Below are 19,104 nucleotides of genomic sequence, written 5' to 3' on the forward strand. Positions count from 1 at the left end.
TAAAAACCACTGAAACTGGCTGTTTCCTGTTTAAATATTCAATTATTTAATAAAAAAATACTGCTTAAATATTGTAAATTTAATTGTCAAATTATAGCTAAAACCACTTATTGCCAAAGATTGATACATTTTATTACTGACTAAAATGATAATAGCCATATTATTTTATTATTTTCTCAAAAATATCCACGATCAGTTATGAAATTATAGTGACCAACTTACTAAATAACACTATTTTGAAACTGTTTAAACAAAAAAACCTTTAACTCAGTTGAATTAAAGGTTTTATTTTTATTTCTTCACTTTATTATTTTTTCTTGTTTGGCCATAAAAACGCAGCTAAAGCAGGTAAGACAATAACCGCTGCTAGCATATTAACTAAAAACATAAAGGTTAAAAGTATGCCCATATCAACTTGGAATTTTAAATCTGAGAAGAACCATGTAGAAACACCAATAGCCAATGTAATGCCGGTAATTAATACTGCACTTCCTCGCTCCTTCAGTGCTGATAGGTATGCATCATGAACATTTGCGCCATTCTTCAACTCATTACTCATGGTTGATAAGATATAAATACCATAATCAACACCAATACCAACACCTAAAGCAATTACAGGTAATGTTGATACAGTTAAGCCAATATCTAATACCGTCATTAACCATTGCGCTAAGGTTGATACAATATAAAGCGGTAACACAACAACAACTGTTGCTCTAATACTTCTAAAACTTAATAAGCATAATATAATGACCGCACCATAGACATAAATCATCATAGGTAACTGTGCTTCAGCTACTGCTTCATTGGTAGCAGCCATAACTCCAATAGGACCTGATGCTAGTTTAAACTGTAATTGATCATTACCTAGCTCTTTTGCTGCCAACTTAACTTCATTCACAACACGTTCTATTGTGTCTGCCTTATGATCTTGTAAAAATAAGATAACAGGCATAACACTACAGTCATTATTTAACAAACCACTTGATGAAGGGACACGAGCAATAGACTGTACTAATGTTTGTTGGTTACGTGGGATCACACGCCAATTAGGATTACCTTCATTATAACCCGCATTAACAACCTTAGAAATTGAGGCCAAACTAACAGCAGACTGGACTCCAGGGACATTTTCCATACGCCATTGAAACCTATCAATAGTATTCATCGTTTCATAATACGTACAAGCATCAGGCGTTGTTTCAATGATAACTGACATATAATCAACACTGATAGCATAGCGTTCGGTAATTAAAAAAGTATCTTGATTATAGCGTGACGACTCATGTAGAGCAGGTGCACCAGCGTGTAATTCACCTATTTTTAAATTTTGTGAATTTAATAAGCCAGCAGCATAAAGCACTACAGTAAAAACTAAGATTACAAACGCTGTTTTCCTTGTTGCGAAAGTAGCCATAAAGCGCCAAATTGAGCTTTCTTCACCAATATTTCCAGCATGGTTAGCTCTATCTTTTGGTGTGATTTTCAAGTATGAGACCAACAAAGGTAATAATATTAAATTGGTAAGAATAATCATCGCTACACCTAATGAAGCAGTGATGGCCAGTTCTCTAATAACACCAATATCAATAGAAAGTAATGTCATAAAGCCAATGGTGTCAGATAACAATGCGATACCACCAGGGATTAATAAAGCCCTAAAGCTAGCTTGAGCAGCTGCTTGACTTGATAGACCTAAGCTCACTTGTCTCACAACAGAGTTAATCATTTGAACGCCATGACTAACACCAATGGCAAAAACTAGAAATGGCACCAAAATAGACATTGGATCTAAACCAAAACCTAAAGTAGACAACATGCCTAATTGCCAAATAACAGCCACTAAGGAACATAAAATAGGGAGAATAGTTAAGCTAATTGAATGGCAGAAAAAGTAGACCATTATCGCAGTAATCGCGATGGCGATAAGAAAGAAAATTACCACTCCTTTCGCACCGTCTGCCACATCACCAACAACTTTAGCAAAACCAATAATATGAACAGTAATATTATCTTTTTCAAATGATTGACGAACGTCTTCTTCAAGTTGCGCAGCTATTTTTAATATATCTAGCTTTTCACCTGTGTCAGGGTTGAAGTCAAGTAGAGACGCTTTGACCATTGCACAACTGTAATCATCGGCAACAATGCTACCTACTATGCCTGCTTTTTCAATGTTACCTTTAACTATCGCTAAACCACGTTCATCTGGTTGAAAGTCTGCCGGTATAACTGGACCACCAGCAAAACCATCTTCTACTACTTCAACAAAGCGAGTACTAGGTGAATATAATGATTTAACTTGAATACGGTCAACACCTGGAATAAAAAACAACTTGTCATGAACGCCTTTCAACGCTTCAAAAAATTCTGGGTTAAAAATATCGCCGTCACTATTACAAACAGATATTAAGATGTTATTAGCACCACCAAAATTCTCCCTATGTTTTAAATAGGTTTTCATATAACTATGGTTAAGCGGAATATTTTTAGTAAATGAGGCACCTAACTGAATTTGCGTAGCTTGAAATAACAAAAAGCCACTAACGAGGACAAACATCATTAATACTAAAATTTTATGACGAAATAGACCAATTTCTAAACGGTTTGCGAGAGAAGTTTTCATAATATTTTGCAATCCAATATTTTTAACTATTATTATGGTTTAAGTTTATAAAGATATTAACTTTACGCCGACATCTGAAACAGCAATTAATTTCCCGTTAAACCACACTCCTGCGATTAACGATTTTCCATCTTTTTGTGCTCTTAACTGATAACTTTGACCTTGATCTTTACTTTCTAATAAAGTGCCATTATTTGCTAAAAGGAAAATGCGATCATCTGCACTTAAAACAATATCATTAATAAGTGCTGTAGTATGTGTTTGAATAGCTTGCCATGTTATTCCATTATCTTTACTTTGAAAAACATGACCGCGTAAACCTGCAACTAAAAAATCACCTTGTTTTGTTTTAGAAATATCAAAAAATGAACCTTGATAAATATCATCAAACGGTTCCCAAGTAACACCAAAGTTATCACTTTTAGCCATTAATCCAATTTCTCCAACCATATAGAGAGTTTGTTTATCAAGAACCAAGCGATTAAAGTGCGGTAAAATAGAAGAGGCTTCATCTAAATAAGCTTCTTCATCTTCATTTTTAATTTCAGCTAAATATTCTGCATCTTCGGGTAAAAGGAATTCAGTATGAAACTCATTATGCCAACTTACTCCACCATCATTTGTTCTAAAAACAAGGCCATAAGCACCAATAGCGATACCTTCAGTTGGCGTTTTAAAAATAATATCAAATAAAGGTTTTTCTAGTTCAGGCATGTATTGCTGAATTTGCCACGTAGCTCCACCATCAACGGTATTTAAAATAGTAGCATCATGACCAACAGCCCAACCAAGTTCGTTATTCACAAAAAACACACTGGTTAGTGTTGTTTGTAATGGCACTTTAGCTTGTTGCCAGTTAACAGCATCTGATGAAAGTAAAATATGTCCATGCTCACCAACAACTACTAATTTATTAGGATTTACCTTCGTTATATCGAGTAATAGTGATTTACTCGCTAAACGGGCTTCAGCGGCAGGAATATTGATAATTGGTTTATTCTGTTTTACCGGTAACTCATCAGCAAAGCTTGTATAAGTTACTGAGTATAAGAGCAAAAACATGGTTAATAACGGGGAAATAAAAGGCATCGTTGAAATTCTCGACATTAAGTATGAAACGGTAGAAAAAATTACTAAAAATATTAAAAATGACAAAAGTAAACGTTAGAACAAAAACGGCTGGCACCTGCCAGCCGTTTTTAAGTAAAAAGCAGCGCTATCTTCTACCTTCTCTTCTTAATGCCGCAGGGGTAAAATCTTTATGCTCTAACTCTGCAGAAAAATCATACATTTTTGCCTCATTATCTAAGCCCATAGCAATATATCGTCTAGATTGAAAATCATGATAAACTTCTAGCGTAGACCATTGTGTTGGTACTTCATAGTAATTAAGACCATGAGCAACAGCTACACGATATAACTCATCTCGGTTATCATAAATATCAGAAATTGCTACTTGCCAACTATCTTCATCTATATAAAACACACGTTTTTTATAGGTATGACGAGTATTTTCTTTCAAATTAGCTTCAACAACCCAAACACGATGTTTTTCATATCGTACTAAATCAGGATTAATATGACCGGGTTTTATAATGTCATTATATTTAACTTTGTCGCTATGTAACCGGTAATCATTATAAGGAATAAGCAGTTCTTGCTTACCTTTTAGTGTCCAGTTATAGCGATTAGGTGCGCCATTGTACATATCAAAGTCATCAGTAAGTCTTAAACCATCTGATGCACTACCTGGTGCGTCATATGCAACATTCGGTGCACGTCTTACTCGGCGTTGTCCCGTATTGTATGTCCATGCTTGACGAGGTGTTTTTATTTGATCCATGGTTTCATGAACCAATAATGCTGTCCCGGCTAAACGTGCTGGCTCTGTAACCTTCTGCTTAAATTTAAATAAAATATTTGTACTTTCAAGATCAGCCGGCGTGCTACCTTTTACGTTGTAAGGTAATAGTAATTGGTCATCAAAACCAATAAAAGTGTAATCACCAGAAGCCGTAGGCGCTGCTTGTCCACCTTGACGTGTTAACCCTTCACCTCGATAACGAACAATATGATTCCAAATAGCTTCTAAGCCATTCTCAGGGATCGGAAATGGAATACCTACCGCTGTATTCTTAATACCATTGCCGCCTTCTACAAGTTCAGCTCTGGTTGAGTTAACTTTTACTGCCTTATATACATGATCAGGAAATGAAGCACTTCGTCTTGTTTGATAAATGTTCATTTTGTACGTTTCAGGATAAGTTTCAAATAACTTCACTTGCCCCGGAGTTAACAAATCTTTGTACTCAGCTACATTACTTGCAGTAATCGTAAATTTAATTTTATCATTTGGGTATGGATCTAAGTGGTGATCACCAACTTTATATCCTTCAGGGGCTTTAGTAATACCACCCGTCCACTCAGGAATTGAGCCATCTTTATTTGCCGCTTTAACTGCGCCCATTGGCGTTAACTCATTTCCTAATTTCTCTGCATCTTCTGCTGAAATTTTGGCTAGCGCACTACCGGAAGTAAATGCAACGGTTAAGGCGAGTATAATTGCACTTTTCTTTAAAGTACGTTTATTTAAGGTATGAGTCTTAAAGTTCTGATTGTTCATAATTGTGACTTCTCCTAAATTGAATAACTTATGCTAAGTGATATGTAGTCACGATCTTCCATTTGGTTAGTCGTGCCAACACCATCGAAGAAGCTGTTATAGTTTATATCTGCTTTCCAGGTGCTTTGGTAATCAAAAGTAAAACCAAGCGCTACAGATTTTCGATCTTCAATAAATAAAAATAATGGGTCAGGCGTTATACCTTTCACATCATGTGAAAAAACGATACGAGGACTTACATTAACCCCAGAAAACACGTTAGCGTAATCAAGCTTACCAACCATTTTATAACCCCAAGCAAAAGCCGTTGGGAATGGGTTAGTCTCTATACCATTTTGTAAACCTAATTCTAATCCTGGTGCTGCAGCTACACCACCATTTCTTGACGTACCCGGACCATTTAAACGTAGTACATCTTCATCAGGCATGTCACTGATATTGATCCCGCCAATTTCAACTAACCCAACAAATTGGCTTGCGCCTAACATTGGACCAAATAAGTGGGTGATGGTCATTTGTGCTTGAACGGTATCCGCTAAAATAAAACCATTGGCTGTAACACCTGAAGCATAAGGCAAACCTGTAGTGTCATCCTTAAGTTGAGATATATTGTTCAAATCATCTCTTAAGCCAGCATTAAACAACTGTTGTGGCATTGCAGCAAAAAGTAATTCAACATCATCAATTTGCAATGGCTCATCTTCACGATAACTAATTTCACCGGCAACCGCAGTATTTCCTAATGTTGTATTAAAACTCATTGCATACATTTTAATATCTTCAGGATAAGCAAGTTTTACTTGTGAAAAAGTACTCAGATCATAAAGATTTTCTGTGGTAATTTGACTTGTGGCTATTTGCGCAAGATCAGCACCAATAGAGGCAGCACCAAAGTCCGCTGTTTGACCTGAGAATAATGGGCGACGGCTATGATAGTTTACATAGTACAAGCTTAATTCTGTTTCATTTAATTCAGGTAAATACCAAGAAAAACGCAAACCATATTGACCTCCATTTTCAGGTCGCCATTCAGCAGTTTCACCTGGAGAACGCAATGTAACCTTACTTGGATAAGCTAAATAAGCTTGTGCAGCTGAAGTGCTGTCTAATGAACCAGCTCTTAATAAATCACCCAGTTGATTTAAACCAGCCATTAATGTATTAACATCAATATCTGGATTACCTGAGAAGCCTAGTTGTACATTATTATTATCGCCCCCATCACCAGCAAAGTCGTTCGTTGAGAAATAACTGCCTGGTGGGGGTAAAATAGTTTTTTCCCATGAGTATTGATAAAAAGCTTCAATATTAAAGTTTTCTGTAATACCCAAAGAGCCCCAAACAGCACCGAATGGAATAAACGCTTCTTTTAACTCTGCTCCAGGCGCTCTTAAACGTGAAATATCTACTGGGTTTATTTCACTAATACCATGACCAATGAGGGTACTTTCCCCCCAACTAATCACTTGCTGCCCGACACGAACAGAGAACGGCATATCGGCAATATCAAAATTACCGTAAACATAAGCATCAAGTATACGCACATCAGCACAAACTTGTTCTTTAGCTTCGCTATCATTACACGGGTCATTAACTTGACCACTAATTTGATTGGTCCAATCTCGATCACTATCCATCATGGCAAAGTCGTAATAATACATACCACGTAGGAAAACACCCATACCGTCATAATGAATATCTAATTCGTGTGTACCTTTAAGTATTTGTGAAAATGATTCACCAGCGTCGTAATTTAAATTACCGTTATCACCATTTGCAGAATAGCCACCCTGACCTTGCCAGATAGTTTCTTTTGTTGGGTTGGCATTAAACACCGCATTATATTGACTAAAATCAAGACCATTATTAGGATTGTTTGCTATAGCAACATTATCATTCCAATTTCGGTTTTCAGTTCGCCAACTACTACCAGCACTGAAAGTAGAATCAAAATTAACTTCTACGTCTCCAAATTCCCATCTTGCAGCTTGGGCATTATTAAGACTTGTGCCTAAAAGTGTCATTGAAAGTGCTGCAGCAATACCAACTGCTATTGGTTTTTTAGAAAACCTGCGAGGGTTATATTTCATATTCTGTTTCTCCCCTGAAGCGAATCAAATAATTTAAAATCTTATCTTTTTAGTTAAACGTAAAAAGTAGATATTTACCAAAACTTAAAATCGTTATTTGTTTTTTTATTTATTAACCACAAATGTGAAGGTTAATACACAATTTGATAGTTAGCCAATAATTGCATCATTTTCATTAGGTAGCAAGTGCAAAAACAATAGTTAAATAGCTGTAATATAATGATTTGCAGATAGTTATATCACATAAACTATCAGACGTTTAAAACATTTGTTTGAAAACAAAAAACATCTGTAAAATATATTACAACTAAGTTAATGAAATAACGGTTGTTTCTAAAGAAATATTCCCTTAAACAAGTCATTTAATGGTCAGACCTCTGTTTAAAGCTATTACTCTATTGGATTTAAAAAATATTTTTTTATGATAACTTTCTTAAAGATAAAAATTTATTATTTTCAGTTTCCAAACAAAAGTGACCGGAAATTCCACTACTTGTTAAATGATTCCGTAAATGCATTGCTGGAAATTGGACCTTAGTTCCTAAATTACTAGTTACTACTATTGATAAAATTTCACCACGGTAATAAGGAAAAAATTCTTCCCTAGATATATTTAATGAAAAATAATACTTCATGCTAATTTCATTCTTTAAAAATATAGACTGATGCATGCATAAATACCACATCAGCCTAGGTTGGATTTACATTGTTAGTGATGCATCTAATTTTTCTTTCAAATCATTAGACAAATGTGGCAGAGTTTGTAATTTCAATAATTGCGCCTTCATTAATTCTTTATGTGGTTGGGCAAAACTATTAAATTGAATTAGCGGTGTTATGAGTCTTGATGCTACTTGTGGGTTAATAGCATTAAGAGCAGCAATATTTTCTGCTAAAAATTCATAGCCTTTGCCTGACACACAATGAAAATAGCGAGGATTATTCATAGCAAAAGCGCCTATTAGTGATCTGGCTCTGTTAGGGTTTTTCAGTGTAAATAACTTGTGTTCAGTTAAGTTACCCAACTGAGTAAAAATATCTTCACTCACAAGACTGGCAGATAATGAAAACCATTTATCCATAACTAAGGATGTATCTTGCCACTTGTCTTCAAAAGCTTGCATTTGTGCGGTAAAGCCATCTAGATTGTATTTGGCACTACAAGTTAATGCGGCAAGTGAATCAGTCATATTGTCTGATTCATTGAATTGTTGCTCAACAAGCGTTGCGTGCTGCTCTAAAGATGCTAAGTAATGTAAACAGATATTTTTTAATGCTTTATTTGCTGTTACTTCTGCTTCAGATAAATTGCTATTTTGTAACAATGTCTGACAATCTCGTAGTTTTTGTAATAAAGGTTGTTCTATTCCCTTTGCAATGAATAAAGAAAGTTTTTGTAAAGCATTAACTAAGTTAATAGGGTTTACTTGCTCAATAATATCTGCTGCTTCATCAAAACTAGGTAGCATAAGCTGCTCAGCAATAAAAGCGGCATCATCGTTTGAGTTTAATAGCTCGGTTAAACATGTTAAAAGCTGGGTTGGAATAACAAATTCAGGCAGTAAAGTTAAAGATTTTATGTACGACATCAATAACTTTTGTCCTGCATCCCATCGACAAAAACTATTCTTTGCTTTTGAAATAATAGTAAATAAATCATCATCATCCTGAGCAAAGTTAACTTTTACTGGCGCACTAAAATCAGCTAGTAACGCAATAGTTGGCTTTGTTTCAAAACCTTTAAAATGCCATGTTTGATCATCTTCAGTTAATTCAACCATATGTTCTTGAACGGCTGTTTCACCATTAACAATAAGTTCAAGTTTAATAGGAATATGTAACGCTTGAGGGGCAACTTGCTTAGTGGTAATAGGCGATTGCTGAGCTAATGTTAAGCTATAAACCCCCGCTTCATCGAAATGCTCACTTACTCTAATTGATGGTGTACCTGACTGACTATACCAAAGCTTAAATTGTGATAAATCTTTATTAGCAGCATCGCTCATAGCATTAATGAAATCATCACAGGTAACTGCCATACCATCAAAGCGTTTAAAATAAAGATCCATACCCAATCTAAACTTATCTTTGCCTAGTAATGTATGCAACATACGAATTACCTCTGCACCTTTTTCATATACAGTTAAGGTGTAGAAATTATTCATTTCTAAAACTTGTTCCGGACGAATAGGATGTGCCATTGGACCAGCGTCTTCAGAAAACTGTTGTGACCGTAATACTCGTACATTTTGAATGCGTGTTACTGCACTTGAATGCATATCTGCGCTAAATTGTTGATCACGAAAAACGGTTAATCCTTCTTTTAGACTCAGTTGGAACCAATCACGACAAGTGACTCTGTTACCTGTCCAGTTATGAAAGTACTCATGTGCTATTACCGCTTCAATATTAAAATAATCGCTGTCTGTTGCACAATCTTTATCAGCTAAGACATATTTACTATTAAAAACATTTAAACCTTTATTTTCCATCGCCCCCATATTGAAGAAATCAACGGCAACAATCATGTAAATATCAAGATCATATTCTAATCCAAAGGTTTGTTCGTCCCATTCCATGGATTTTTTTAACGAGGCCATCGCATGTTCAGCTTTATGTAAATTCCCTTTATCAACGAATATTTCTAACGCTACTTCACGATCAGAGCAAGTCGTAAAGCTATCCGTTAATAAATCAAAGTCTCCTGCCACGAGTGCAAACAAGTAGCAAGGTTTTGGGAAGGGATCATGCCACGTAACAAAGTGTTTGTTATGGTCTAAATCACCTTGTTCAATTTTATTACCATTAGATAATAAATAAGGGTATAGCGACTTATCAGCAATAACTTTTGTCGTAAAAACAGCCATTACATCGGGTCTATCTAAATAATAGCTAATACGACGAAAACCTTCAGCCTCACACTGAGTACAGAAGGCATCACCTGACTTAAATAACCCCTCTAGAGAAGTATTTTCAACAGGGTTAATACGAGTAACAATCGTTAATTTAAAATCATTTTCTAATGTGCTTAAAGATAAACTATTTTCAGATAGCTGGTAATGTTCTGTAGATAATTGCTCATCGTTAATATAAATAGATATTAGGGTTAGTTGCTCACCATTTAAAACCAATGGTTCTTGATGCTCACCTTGACGAAATACTGTCATTTCATTGATAACACGAGTACTTGTATCGTCAAGTTCAACGGTTAAATTCACCGTTTGTAATGTGAAAGGTGATGGGCGGTAGTCCGCTAAAAAGTGTGCAGCAGTTTGAGACATAAATGATCCAAATATCTGATAAAAATAAAGCTACCTTAATAAAAGGTAAGTTAAAAAGTAGTTATACATCTTCCTCGAGTGTTTTAATTTTAAATCCGGTGTAAGCATAAATAACAGCGATAACAGGGTTTATTAAGTTAAAAAAACAATAAAATATGTAGTCATAAGAAGTAAGTGCAAGTGCGCCAAACATAAATGCGCCACAGGTATTCCATGGTATTAATGGTGACGTAATAGTACCAGAGTCTTCCAGTGTTCTACTGAGTACAGTTGGGTGAAGTCCACGACGATGATATTCTTCTTTAAACATTCTACCCGGCATCACAATCGCCATATATTGATCGGCTGTAATTAAGTTAGTGCCAATACACGTTGCCATTGTACTGGTAATTAAACTACCAACTGACTTAGCTGTTTTTAGAATTGTTTTAACAAATTTAGCAAGCATACCAAGACGCTCTAATACCGCCCCAAAACTTAAAGCACACATCACTAACCAAATAGTATTGAGCATACTCGACATACCACCACGACTTAGTAATTTATCAATTTCTGTATTACCCGTGTTTACCACTATTCCATCAAAAAAAGCAGTCCAAATGATAGTAATATAAGCAGTAGAATTAGAGATGCCTTTTTCAGCCATCGATAAAATTAATTCTTGTTGAAAAATTCCAGACCAAATAGCACCAATAATAGCCCCAATTGCAACCGCAGGAAATGCAGGCATTTTTTTGAATGCTAATGCTAATAAAATAAACAACGGGATCAAGTTGAAGACTGATATGTTGTATGTTTCATCTAAGGTTGCAGTTAATTTTTGAATTGTATCCGTACTCTCGATATTTCCAGCTGAATGATTAAATCCAATAATTAAAAACAAAACAAGAGCAATGACAATAGAAGGAATGGTCGTCCACAACATATAACGTATATGATCAAATAACTCACTACCGGCTACAGCAGGGGCTAAGTTAGTTGTTTCTGACAGTGGTGATAATTTATCTCCAAAATAAGCACCTGAGATAACAGCACCGGCAGTAACCGCAGTAGACATTTCAAAGCCATTTGATATACCAATAAAAGCAACACCGACTGTAGCTGCCGTTGTCCAAGAGCTACCTATACTCATAGCAACAATGCCACAAACAAGGCAACAAGCAGCGTAGAACCAGCTTGGATCAATAATTTGTAAACCATAATAAATCATTGTGGGTACTGTACCTGAAAGCAACCAAGTCCCGATGAGTGCTCCAACAGTTAATAAAATTAAAATTGCCCCTAACGAGATTGAGATTCCTTTAACGATCGCTGCCTCAATATCTTCCCATTGATGACCATTTTTTAGCCCAATAAGAATCGCAATTCCCATCGCTAATAATAGCGCTATTTGATTAGGACCAAAGGAAGAGTTATCCGCAAAATATGAAACTGAAGCAGTAAGCATAATCACCAAGGCGATTAAAGGAATAACAGAGTCCAGCATACTGGGTTCTTTCTTCTGTATTGGTGATTGATTTTCTGTTGGTACTTGATTTGACATATTATGAAATAACCTTTTTATGTTCGTTTTTATTATTTATTATTTATGCGCTATATTTTGATTATTTATTCACTTTAAATAAATATAAATACCTTGTTTCTAAGGCAAGAAAGCCGCCCTTAGGGCGGCTTTCTTAATTCGATCTTTTCTAGTTTTTAGCTACTTTACCTAAATTGACAAAGTCAAAGGTAATACGTGCTGTTTCATCAAGAAAGGGATCTAGCTCATCCAATTCATCAGGTAAATCATCCAAGTCTTTAACAGGCTCTTTACCCATTTTAACTAGTCGTTCATTATTTCTAATAAGTCGGTTGTTCTTACGTTCTTCACGTTTATTTTTACGTTTTTCTAAATTCAACGAAATTGTTTTATCATCTTTTTCTGCTTTATACGTTTCGATATCTTCAAGTAAATAGTTGAACTCACTATTGTTCTTAATTCTCTCTTTGTATAAAGAGGTTAAATAAGTGACCTCTTTCGTCACATCATGTAATTTAGAATATTGTGCTCTATCAATTTGATCCCATGGTAGTGCATTTTCTTCTTTACTTTCGCCCCACTCTTCAGGGTTTACTGCCGTAGGAAAAGCAATATCAGGTAAAACGCCTCTGTGCTGTGTGCTACCACCATTAATTCGATAAAATTTTGCGATAGTGTATTGAATACTGCCTAATGGATTTTCATATAAGTCATATACACGGCCTAAACCACGATGCTGTTGTACAGTACCTTTGCCAAAAGTATGTTCGCCGACAATCACGCCACGGCCATAATCTTGTATAGCAGCAGCAAAAATTTCAGAAGCTGATGCGCTATATCTATCAACCATTACAGTAAGTGGTCCATCATAATAGCTAATTCCATCTTTATCACGATGAACATCAACACGGTTAGCACCATTTCTTATTTGAACAACAGGCCCTTTATCAATGAATAATCCTGTTAATAATGTTGCTTCAGGTAAAGAGCCACCACCATTACCACGTAAATCAATAATAATACCTTGTACTTCTTGCTCTTTTAACTTCTCTAATTCTTTTTTTACGTCGCTAGATAAATTGTTATAGAAGCTTGGAATAGTAATTATCCCTAACTTTTCACCTTGTTTATCATGTTCAATTTGAGGAATAACTTTGCCTTTAACTTTGTCAGCTTCAGCATTGTCAATGTCATCACTTTCAACTTTCGCTTTTTCGATGCCACTACCTTTAAAATAAATTTCAGATTTAGCAGCTTTGTTTTCTAATTTGATTTTATCTCTAACAATAGTGACTTCTTTTACTTCTGATATATCATCAGACTCACCAGATAATACTTGTAGCCTAACAGTAGTCCCTTTAGGACCTTTAATTTTTTCAACGACATCATCTAAACGCCAACCGATAACATCTTCAAAATCTTTATCGGCTTGTGCTACGCCAACAATACGATCTTTGGGTTTTAAGGCTTTAGATGAATCGGCTGGGCCACCACTAACGACACTTTGAATAACAGTATAATCTTCTTCTGCACGTAAAACTGCACCAATACCTTCAAGTGATAAATTCATTTCCATTTGAAAACGTTCAGCATTACGAGGAGATAAATATGAAGTATGTGGCTCTACAACACGAGCAAAGCTATTCATTAGGAGTTGAAAAACATCCTCACTTTCACTCTGTTTAATGCGTTTTATTGCATATTTATAACGTTTAGTGAGTACTTTTTGCGTATCTGGCCACTCTTTACCTGTAAGTAACAGGTTTAATACATCAGACTTAACTTTGATTCGCCACAGCTCATCTAATTCAGCAATAGACTTAGGCCAAGCAGCGTCTTCACGATCATAAGCGTAAACATCATCTTTACTAAAATCAAAAGGTGACTTTTGAACTTCCTCATCGCCTGACTTAACAGTAGTTACTTCAGGATTAATTAAGTTTAGCGCATATTGGTAACGCTCTAAACGGCGCTGCATATTTAAATTATAAATATCATAAGCCGCACTTAATTGCCCTCGAGCAAAGACATCATCAAAATCTAAGCTCTGTTTTTGAAGTTTCTCAATATCAGAGGCTAAAAAAACATTTCTAGAATAATCTAGTTGTTTAATATAGCGATCGAAAACATCTTGAGAGAGGGTTTCATCAATTTTTACTTTCTTATAATGGCCTCGCGTAAACCTTGCCGTAATACGCTTCGTTGCGGTTACATGCTGAGATTCAGGCGCAAGTACCGGCAGTGTTAACTCTTTAGCTGTATCATCAAATGCAAAAGCACTATAGCTACTAATTGAAAAACTTACCGATAAAGATACGGCAAGTGCTATACGACAAAATTTTTGCATGCACATTACTCCAAACTATAATTAACCAAACTATGACTAATATTCAAACTAAATAACCAAAATTTGATTACGAATATATATTTTGCATTTGTGTTTTAATGGTCATGCCTGAGTCAAGTTGAACACTAATGTCTTTCCCTGCAATTTCAGTAATAGTTGCATTCATAGGTGAATTACCTAATTGAACTTTTACTTTGTTACCTACTTTTATTGTGGCTGAATCCACTTTTTTCAATGGCGGTAACTCTTTTTTTACATCTTTACGTTTAGTCGATTTAACTGACTTAAATTTAGCTGAATCACGTTTTGTTTCATCAGAAGATTTATCATTACTTTTAGAGGTATTAGCTTTAGGAGCTCTTTTGTCACCTTGAGCTTTTTTATTAGATGCAGGTGTTTTACCAAATTTCTCTTGGCTTTCTTTTAATGTTTTGCTTGCATAATTTGCTTGCTCTTCATCAATTTCAGCAACATCTTTTCCATCAATATCAACACGGAAAGCACCGGTTTTTATCGCTTTAAGATAACGCCAACTACTTGTGTAATGTCTTAATGCTTGACGTAAACGAGTTTTACTAACCGTTTCATCATCACTTAGCTTTTCAGCTAAATCTTGGAATATCCCTACTTTTAAAGGTTTTACTGGGCCCTTAACAGAAAAACATTCTGGAAATTTTTCTGTTAAATAAGTAATGATATCTTTAGTGCTTATACGTTTAATTTCAGTTTCCATAAATACAACTTTTATACAGTTTCAGTTAAATAGTTTAAATTAATAATCTTGTGTTTGTAGGTGCTGGTCTCGATTCTCTAAGATATTACGACACCAATCATAAATATCATCGGATTCTACATCAGGTAATTCATCTTGCCCAATCCAGTTATCCCATATTAAAGCTAATAGCTGCTCTAATACTTCAGTCTCTATATCTTCTTCTGCTAAGTCATAGAATGTATGGTAAATTTCATTAATCTTTTCGACAACAAGTTCTTCTTGGCCGTCCCAGTCACCAACAATTTCTGCTGTAACTAGATAGTCATGTATAACTACAAATTCTTTCATCGTGTTACTTTTTCATCACTGGCTAATAAAGTTTGTTCAAATACCTTTACTATTGCTTCTAAACCTTTTTGGTCTTCTTCGTCAAAACGAGCAAAGCTGGTACTGTCAACGTCCAAAACCGCTATTATATCACCGTTAACCTGAACTGGAATAACAATTTCAGCATTCGTTGTTGCATCGCAAGCAATGTGACCATCAAATTGATGAACATCATTAACACGTTGCGTCATTTTTGTTTGGGCAGCAGTACCACAAACACCGGTTCCAATAGGAATTCGAATACAAGCGACTTTACCTTGAAAAGGGCCTAAAACAAGCTGTTCGTCAATAACACGGTAAAATCCAAGCCAATTAACTTGATCTAACGCATCAAAAAGAAGAGCAGATATATTTGCCATGTTGGCGATAGGGTCTATTTCATCAAAAATTAACGCTTCTGTTTGCGCTAATAACTCCTGATAAAATTCAATTTTATTAACCAATGATATTATCCAAAGATTTAAAGAGGGCTTAAAAGGCATAACATACCTTGAAAGCCACATAAATTAAAGCTTTTATCTAACGGAAACTTTAATTTAGCTAAATTATTAACTAATCTATGGAGTATTTCACCAAAACGCTCGCATTAATCGCTTGATTTCCTACTTGTGAACTATGTTGTTCAAAAGAATCACTCATTTTCATTGAAGCACTATAGACAGGTCTATAATGATTACTACTTGTCTCTTGAACATAAATCAACTTCCCTAACGATTGTTCTGTTTGTTTAGCAATTTGCATAGCTTTTGCTTTTGCTTGGTCAATCGCTATTGATAAAGCCTGTTGATAATATTTATCACTATTCCCAATTGACATACTCAAAGGTGATATTCGATGTACTCCAATTTTTATGATCGAATTTAGAAACTGGTCGTAATCTTTAATATCTGAGAAGTTAATGGTAATGTTTCTGCTTAACTCAAAATACTGAGGTTGCACAGTCGTCACATTATTAGACGAGTTAGTATCAATGGTTAATTTACTTTTTTGATGATTCGGTAACGTTTGTATAACTTCAACGCCCCGTAGATTCACTTCGGTCTCGTCTTTAATTACACGTAAAGAAACTCTGGCTGAATTTATATTCTCTGGTTTAATACCTAAATTTGTTGCAACATCGACCACTTGATTACTTTTATGATCAACAATGGATCTAATTTTATCAGTGAAGTGCCCTTTTTCAATTATCGATACTGATAATGAAAACACGTCAGGTACGGCCAATACACTTCCTTGCCCTCTTACTTCAATCCCTGAGTTTTGTGTATTTGCTAGCACTTGTTGAGGTGACATACACACAAAAGTAACACCCATGACAAAGGCGCTAGTCCAAGGTTTAGTTAACAATTTTAACATTTTTTGTCCCTATGATTGCTAAATATTAATTTATACAATTTAGCCAAAGTTAATTTTGATAGAAAAATCATTTCTTGCTTGTCATGTATTGCGTAAAATGATTTCGTTCTTCATTTGAAGCATTTTGCCACCAATATTTTAACATAGTCAATGCATCAACTTGTATCAAAGTGTTACCCGAGTCCTGTACGACAGTTACTTTATCGTTTAAAGAAGTACTCGATTGAGTAACAGCAACATTTTTTTCTAATGATGAGACTGTCTTTTTCTGCATAGTTTGTTTTGCAACATAGGTATTAACGGCTAAATTAACCTGCTGAGCCATTTTGTAATTTTCTAGTGTTTCTAATGTAATATTAATTCGTTTATTTTTTTCATCTTTTAATATCAATTCTGGCGATTGAGAAAATGATTCAGCTTGCGCTAGGTTTTTGATAGCAACGGTATCAAGATTGAGATTACTTTCTTCTTTAACAGCAAGCTTAACAACAAAATCTTTTGATTTAACCACTCTATTTTCAGCAAAATCCAAATCTTCAAATACATCTTTATAATGCATTATCAGCGCATAATTCCCGGAGTTAAGTTCAAAAGTAGACTTTTTACTGAGTAAGCCATGTTCCACGGCTTTATTATCAATTTCAGTAACAATAAGATTATCTGCTACAGTGAGTGTTGCTGCAGATAAAGTCATTGAAACCATTGATGTGAATAAAACACAACTGATAGTGTTAAGAAGCCTAGCCATAATAAAAGTCCTTAAATCATTAATATAAGTTCTGTTATAAACGGACTAGGCGTGAATGCAAAGCAATATTTTACGTAACTAGGCTAAAGTACTAGGGTTATAATTAAAAGCTATCGCCAGGAATACGTACCCAACCTTCCATAAGTACTCTTGCACTTCGACTCATAATTGCTTTTGTTACCTGCCATTGCCCGTCAATCTCTATTGCTTCAGCGCCAACCTTTAAAGTCCCTGAAGGATGACCAAAAACAACCGATTCACGTTTACCACCACCCGCAGCTAAATTAACGACCGTACCAGGAATAGCACCTGCAGTACCAATAGCAACAGCAGCAGTACCCATCATTGCGTGATGCAGTTTCCCCATCGATAAAGCACGAACGTGTAAATCTATTTCTGTTGCACTCACTTGTTTAGCACTTGAAGTTGTATAATCTTGTGCCTTTGCAACAAAGGCAATCTTTGGGGTATGTTGTCGATCTTTTGCTTCTGCAATATCGTTAATTAATCCCATTTTAATTGCGCCATACGCACGAATAGCTTCAAAACGCGCTAGTGCTACTTCATCATTGTTTATCGCCTCTTGTAATTCAGTACCGGTATAACCAATTTCATCCGCATTTAAAAAAATGGTCGGAATACCAGCTGTAATCAAAGATGCGGTAAATGTACCGACATCTGGAACGTCTAGCTGATCAATGACATTGCCCGTAGGAAACATTGCTTCAGAAGGGTCAACAGGCGCTAGGAATTCAACAGGCACTTCAGCTGCAGGAAAAGTAACACCATCAAGCTCAAAATCACCTGTTTCTTGTACTTCACCATTAGTGATAGGCACTTTAGCAATAATGGTTTTTGAAATGTTTTTTTGCCAAATACGTACTGTACAAACGCCATTTTTTGGCACACGTTCAGGACTAACCAACCCTGACATAATCGCAAAGGAACCAACTGCCGCCGTTAAATTGCCACAATTACCAGACCAATCGACAAATGCTTTATCAATCGCAACTTGTCCAAACAAGTAATCAACATCATGATCAACTTGATCACTTTTTGCCAAAATCACTGTTTTACTAGTTGATGATGTTGCTCCCCCCATACCATCAGTTTGTTTGCCATATGGATCAGGGCTTCCAATAACACGTAACAACATATTATCACGCGCTTGACCTGCAACTTGGCAGCGCTCTGGTAAATCAGTTAAATTAAAAAAGACACCTTTGGACGTGCCACCACGAATATACGTAGCAGGAATTTTCACTTGAGGAACTGAAGACATTATTTTTTTCCTTTGCTATTTAGCTTATTTATTAAAAAATGGCACATGATCGGTGAAGAACAATGTGCCATTTTCATAAAACTCAACATATTGAATCTATTTAAAGTAAAACCTTAGTCTTCAATTT

The 19,104-nt window shown here is 35.4% G+C and carries 14 protein-coding genes; all 14 read right to left on the reverse strand.

Annotation, left to right across the window (positions count from 1 at the left end):
• Window positions 1-307 precede the first annotated feature (307 nt).
• The 14 genes from KO509_RS01510 to prpF all read right to left on the reverse strand — a co-directional run bounded on the left by KO509_RS01510 (window position 308) and on the right by prpF (window position 18,977).
• Window positions 308-2,626, reverse strand: coding sequence for an MMPL family transporter (locus KO509_RS01510; protein WP_215971522.1), 2,319 nt, complete (start codon window positions 2,624-2,626; stop codon window positions 308-310).
• Window positions 2,627-2,671: 45 nt separating this feature from the next.
• On the reverse strand, window positions 2,672-3,688 hold the full coding sequence (locus tag KO509_RS01515; protein WP_215971523.1) for a YCF48-related protein: 1,017 nt from the start codon (window positions 3,686-3,688) through the stop codon (window positions 2,672-2,674).
• 154 nt (window positions 3,689-3,842) lie between these two features.
• A complete protein-coding gene (locus KO509_RS01520; protein ID WP_215971524.1) occupies window positions 3,843-5,249 on the reverse strand; it encodes a DUF1329 domain-containing protein in 1,407 nt (468 codons plus the stop codon).
• Between the two features lie 14 nt (window positions 5,250-5,263).
• Window positions 5,264-7,339: a DUF1302 domain-containing protein gene (locus tag KO509_RS01525; protein ID WP_215971525.1), complete on the reverse strand. Its 2,076-nt coding sequence runs from the start codon at window positions 7,337-7,339 to the stop codon at window positions 5,264-5,266.
• A 419-nt stretch (window positions 7,340-7,758) separates the two neighbouring features.
• Window positions 7,759-8,025: a DUF2835 domain-containing protein gene (locus KO509_RS01530; protein WP_354668409.1), complete on the reverse strand. Its 267-nt coding sequence runs from the start codon at window positions 8,023-8,025 to the stop codon at window positions 7,759-7,761.
• 15 nt (window positions 8,026-8,040) lie between these two features.
• Window positions 8,041-10,620, reverse strand: a complete 2,580-nt coding sequence (gene pepN, locus KO509_RS01535) for an aminopeptidase N (RefSeq protein ID WP_215971526.1) — start codon at window positions 10,618-10,620, stop codon at window positions 8,041-8,043.
• A gap of 61 nt (window positions 10,621-10,681) precedes the next feature.
• Complete coding sequence (gene nhaC / locus KO509_RS01540) at window positions 10,682-12,163, reverse strand: Na+/H+ antiporter NhaC (RefSeq protein WP_215971527.1); 1,482 nt, start codon at window positions 12,161-12,163, stop codon at window positions 10,682-10,684.
• Window positions 12,164-12,311: 148 nt separating this feature from the next.
• Window positions 12,312-14,489, reverse strand: a complete 2,178-nt coding sequence (prc, locus tag KO509_RS01545) for a carboxy terminal-processing peptidase (protein ID WP_215971528.1) — start codon at window positions 14,487-14,489, stop codon at window positions 12,312-12,314.
• Between the two features lie 67 nt (window positions 14,490-14,556).
• The gene (gene proQ / locus KO509_RS01550; protein WP_215971529.1) at window positions 14,557-15,222 is read right to left on the reverse strand and encodes an RNA chaperone ProQ; all 666 of its coding nucleotides are present in this window, start codon (window positions 15,220-15,222) and stop codon (window positions 14,557-14,559) included.
• A gap of 39 nt (window positions 15,223-15,261) precedes the next feature.
• Window positions 15,262-15,552 carry a hypothetical protein gene (locus KO509_RS01555; protein ID WP_215971530.1) on the reverse strand — a complete coding sequence of 97 codons (291 nt, stop codon included), beginning with the start codon at window positions 15,550-15,552 and terminating at the stop codon, window positions 15,262-15,264.
• Window positions 15,549-16,073, reverse strand: a complete 525-nt coding sequence (locus KO509_RS01560; protein WP_215971531.1) for a GAF domain-containing protein — start codon at window positions 16,071-16,073, stop codon at window positions 15,549-15,551. Before KO509_RS01560 ends, KO509_RS01555 begins: the two co-directional genes overlap by 4 nt.
• A 70-nt stretch (window positions 16,074-16,143) precedes the next feature.
• Window positions 16,144-16,947 (reverse strand): SIMPL domain-containing protein, encoded by an 804-nt coding sequence (locus tag KO509_RS01565; protein ID WP_215971532.1) that lies wholly within the window; start codon window positions 16,945-16,947, stop codon window positions 16,144-16,146.
• Between the two features lie 67 nt (window positions 16,948-17,014).
• Entirely contained in the window at window positions 17,015-17,695 is a 681-nt protein-coding gene (locus KO509_RS01570; protein ID WP_215971533.1) for a DUF2057 family protein, read from the reverse strand.
• A gap of 103 nt (window positions 17,696-17,798) precedes the next feature.
• On the reverse strand, window positions 17,799-18,977 hold the full coding sequence (prpF, locus tag KO509_RS01575) for a 2-methylaconitate cis-trans isomerase PrpF (protein ID WP_215971534.1): 1,179 nt from the start codon (window positions 18,975-18,977) through the stop codon (window positions 17,799-17,801).
• Between the last annotated feature and the right edge of the window lie 127 nt (window positions 18,978-19,104).

Source organism: Colwellia sp. C2M11 (assembly GCF_018860915.1).
In the GTDB taxonomy this organism is placed as follows: domain Bacteria; phylum Pseudomonadota; class Gammaproteobacteria; order Enterobacterales; family Alteromonadaceae; genus Colwellia.

Coding starts and splice junctions, on each gene's coding strand:
- KO509_RS01510 (WP_215971522.1), bottom strand. CDS start 2,626: ATGAAAACTTCTCTCGCAAACCGTTTAGAAATTGGTCTATTTCGTCAT.
- KO509_RS01515 (WP_215971523.1), bottom strand. CDS start 3,688: ATGTTTTTGCTCTTATACTCAGTAACTTATACAAGCTTTGCTGATGAG.
- KO509_RS01520 (WP_215971524.1), bottom strand. CDS start 5,249: ATGAACAATCAGAACTTTAAGACTCATACCTTAAATAAACGTACTTTA.
- KO509_RS01525 (WP_215971525.1), bottom strand. CDS start 7,339: ATGAAATATAACCCTCGCAGGTTTTCTAAAAAACCAATAGCAGTTGGT.
- KO509_RS01530 (WP_354668409.1), bottom strand. CDS start 8,025: ATGTGGTATTTATGCATGCATCAGTCTATATTTTTAAAGAATGAAATT.
- pepN (WP_215971526.1), bottom strand. CDS start 10,620: ATGTCTCAAACTGCTGCACACTTTTTAGCGGACTACCGCCCATCACCT.
- nhaC (WP_215971527.1), bottom strand. CDS start 12,163: ATGTCAAATCAAGTACCAACAGAAAATCAATCACCAATACAGAAGAAA.
- prc (WP_215971528.1), bottom strand. CDS start 14,489: ATGCAAAAATTTTGTCGTATAGCACTTGCCGTATCTTTATCGGTAAGT.
- proQ (WP_215971529.1), bottom strand. CDS start 15,222: ATGGAAACTGAAATTAAACGTATAAGCACTAAAGATATCATTACTTAT.
- KO509_RS01555 (WP_215971530.1), bottom strand. CDS start 15,552: ATGAAAGAATTTGTAGTTATACATGACTATCTAGTTACAGCAGAAATT.
- KO509_RS01560 (WP_215971531.1), bottom strand. CDS start 16,073: ATGCCTTTTAAGCCCTCTTTAAATCTTTGGATAATATCATTGGTTAAT.
- KO509_RS01565 (WP_215971532.1), bottom strand. CDS start 16,947: ATGTTAAAATTGTTAACTAAACCTTGGACTAGCGCCTTTGTCATGGGT.
- KO509_RS01570 (WP_215971533.1), bottom strand. CDS start 17,695: ATGGCTAGGCTTCTTAACACTATCAGTTGTGTTTTATTCACATCAATG.
- prpF (WP_215971534.1), bottom strand. CDS start 18,977: ATGTCTTCAGTTCCTCAAGTGAAAATTCCTGCTACGTATATTCGTGGT.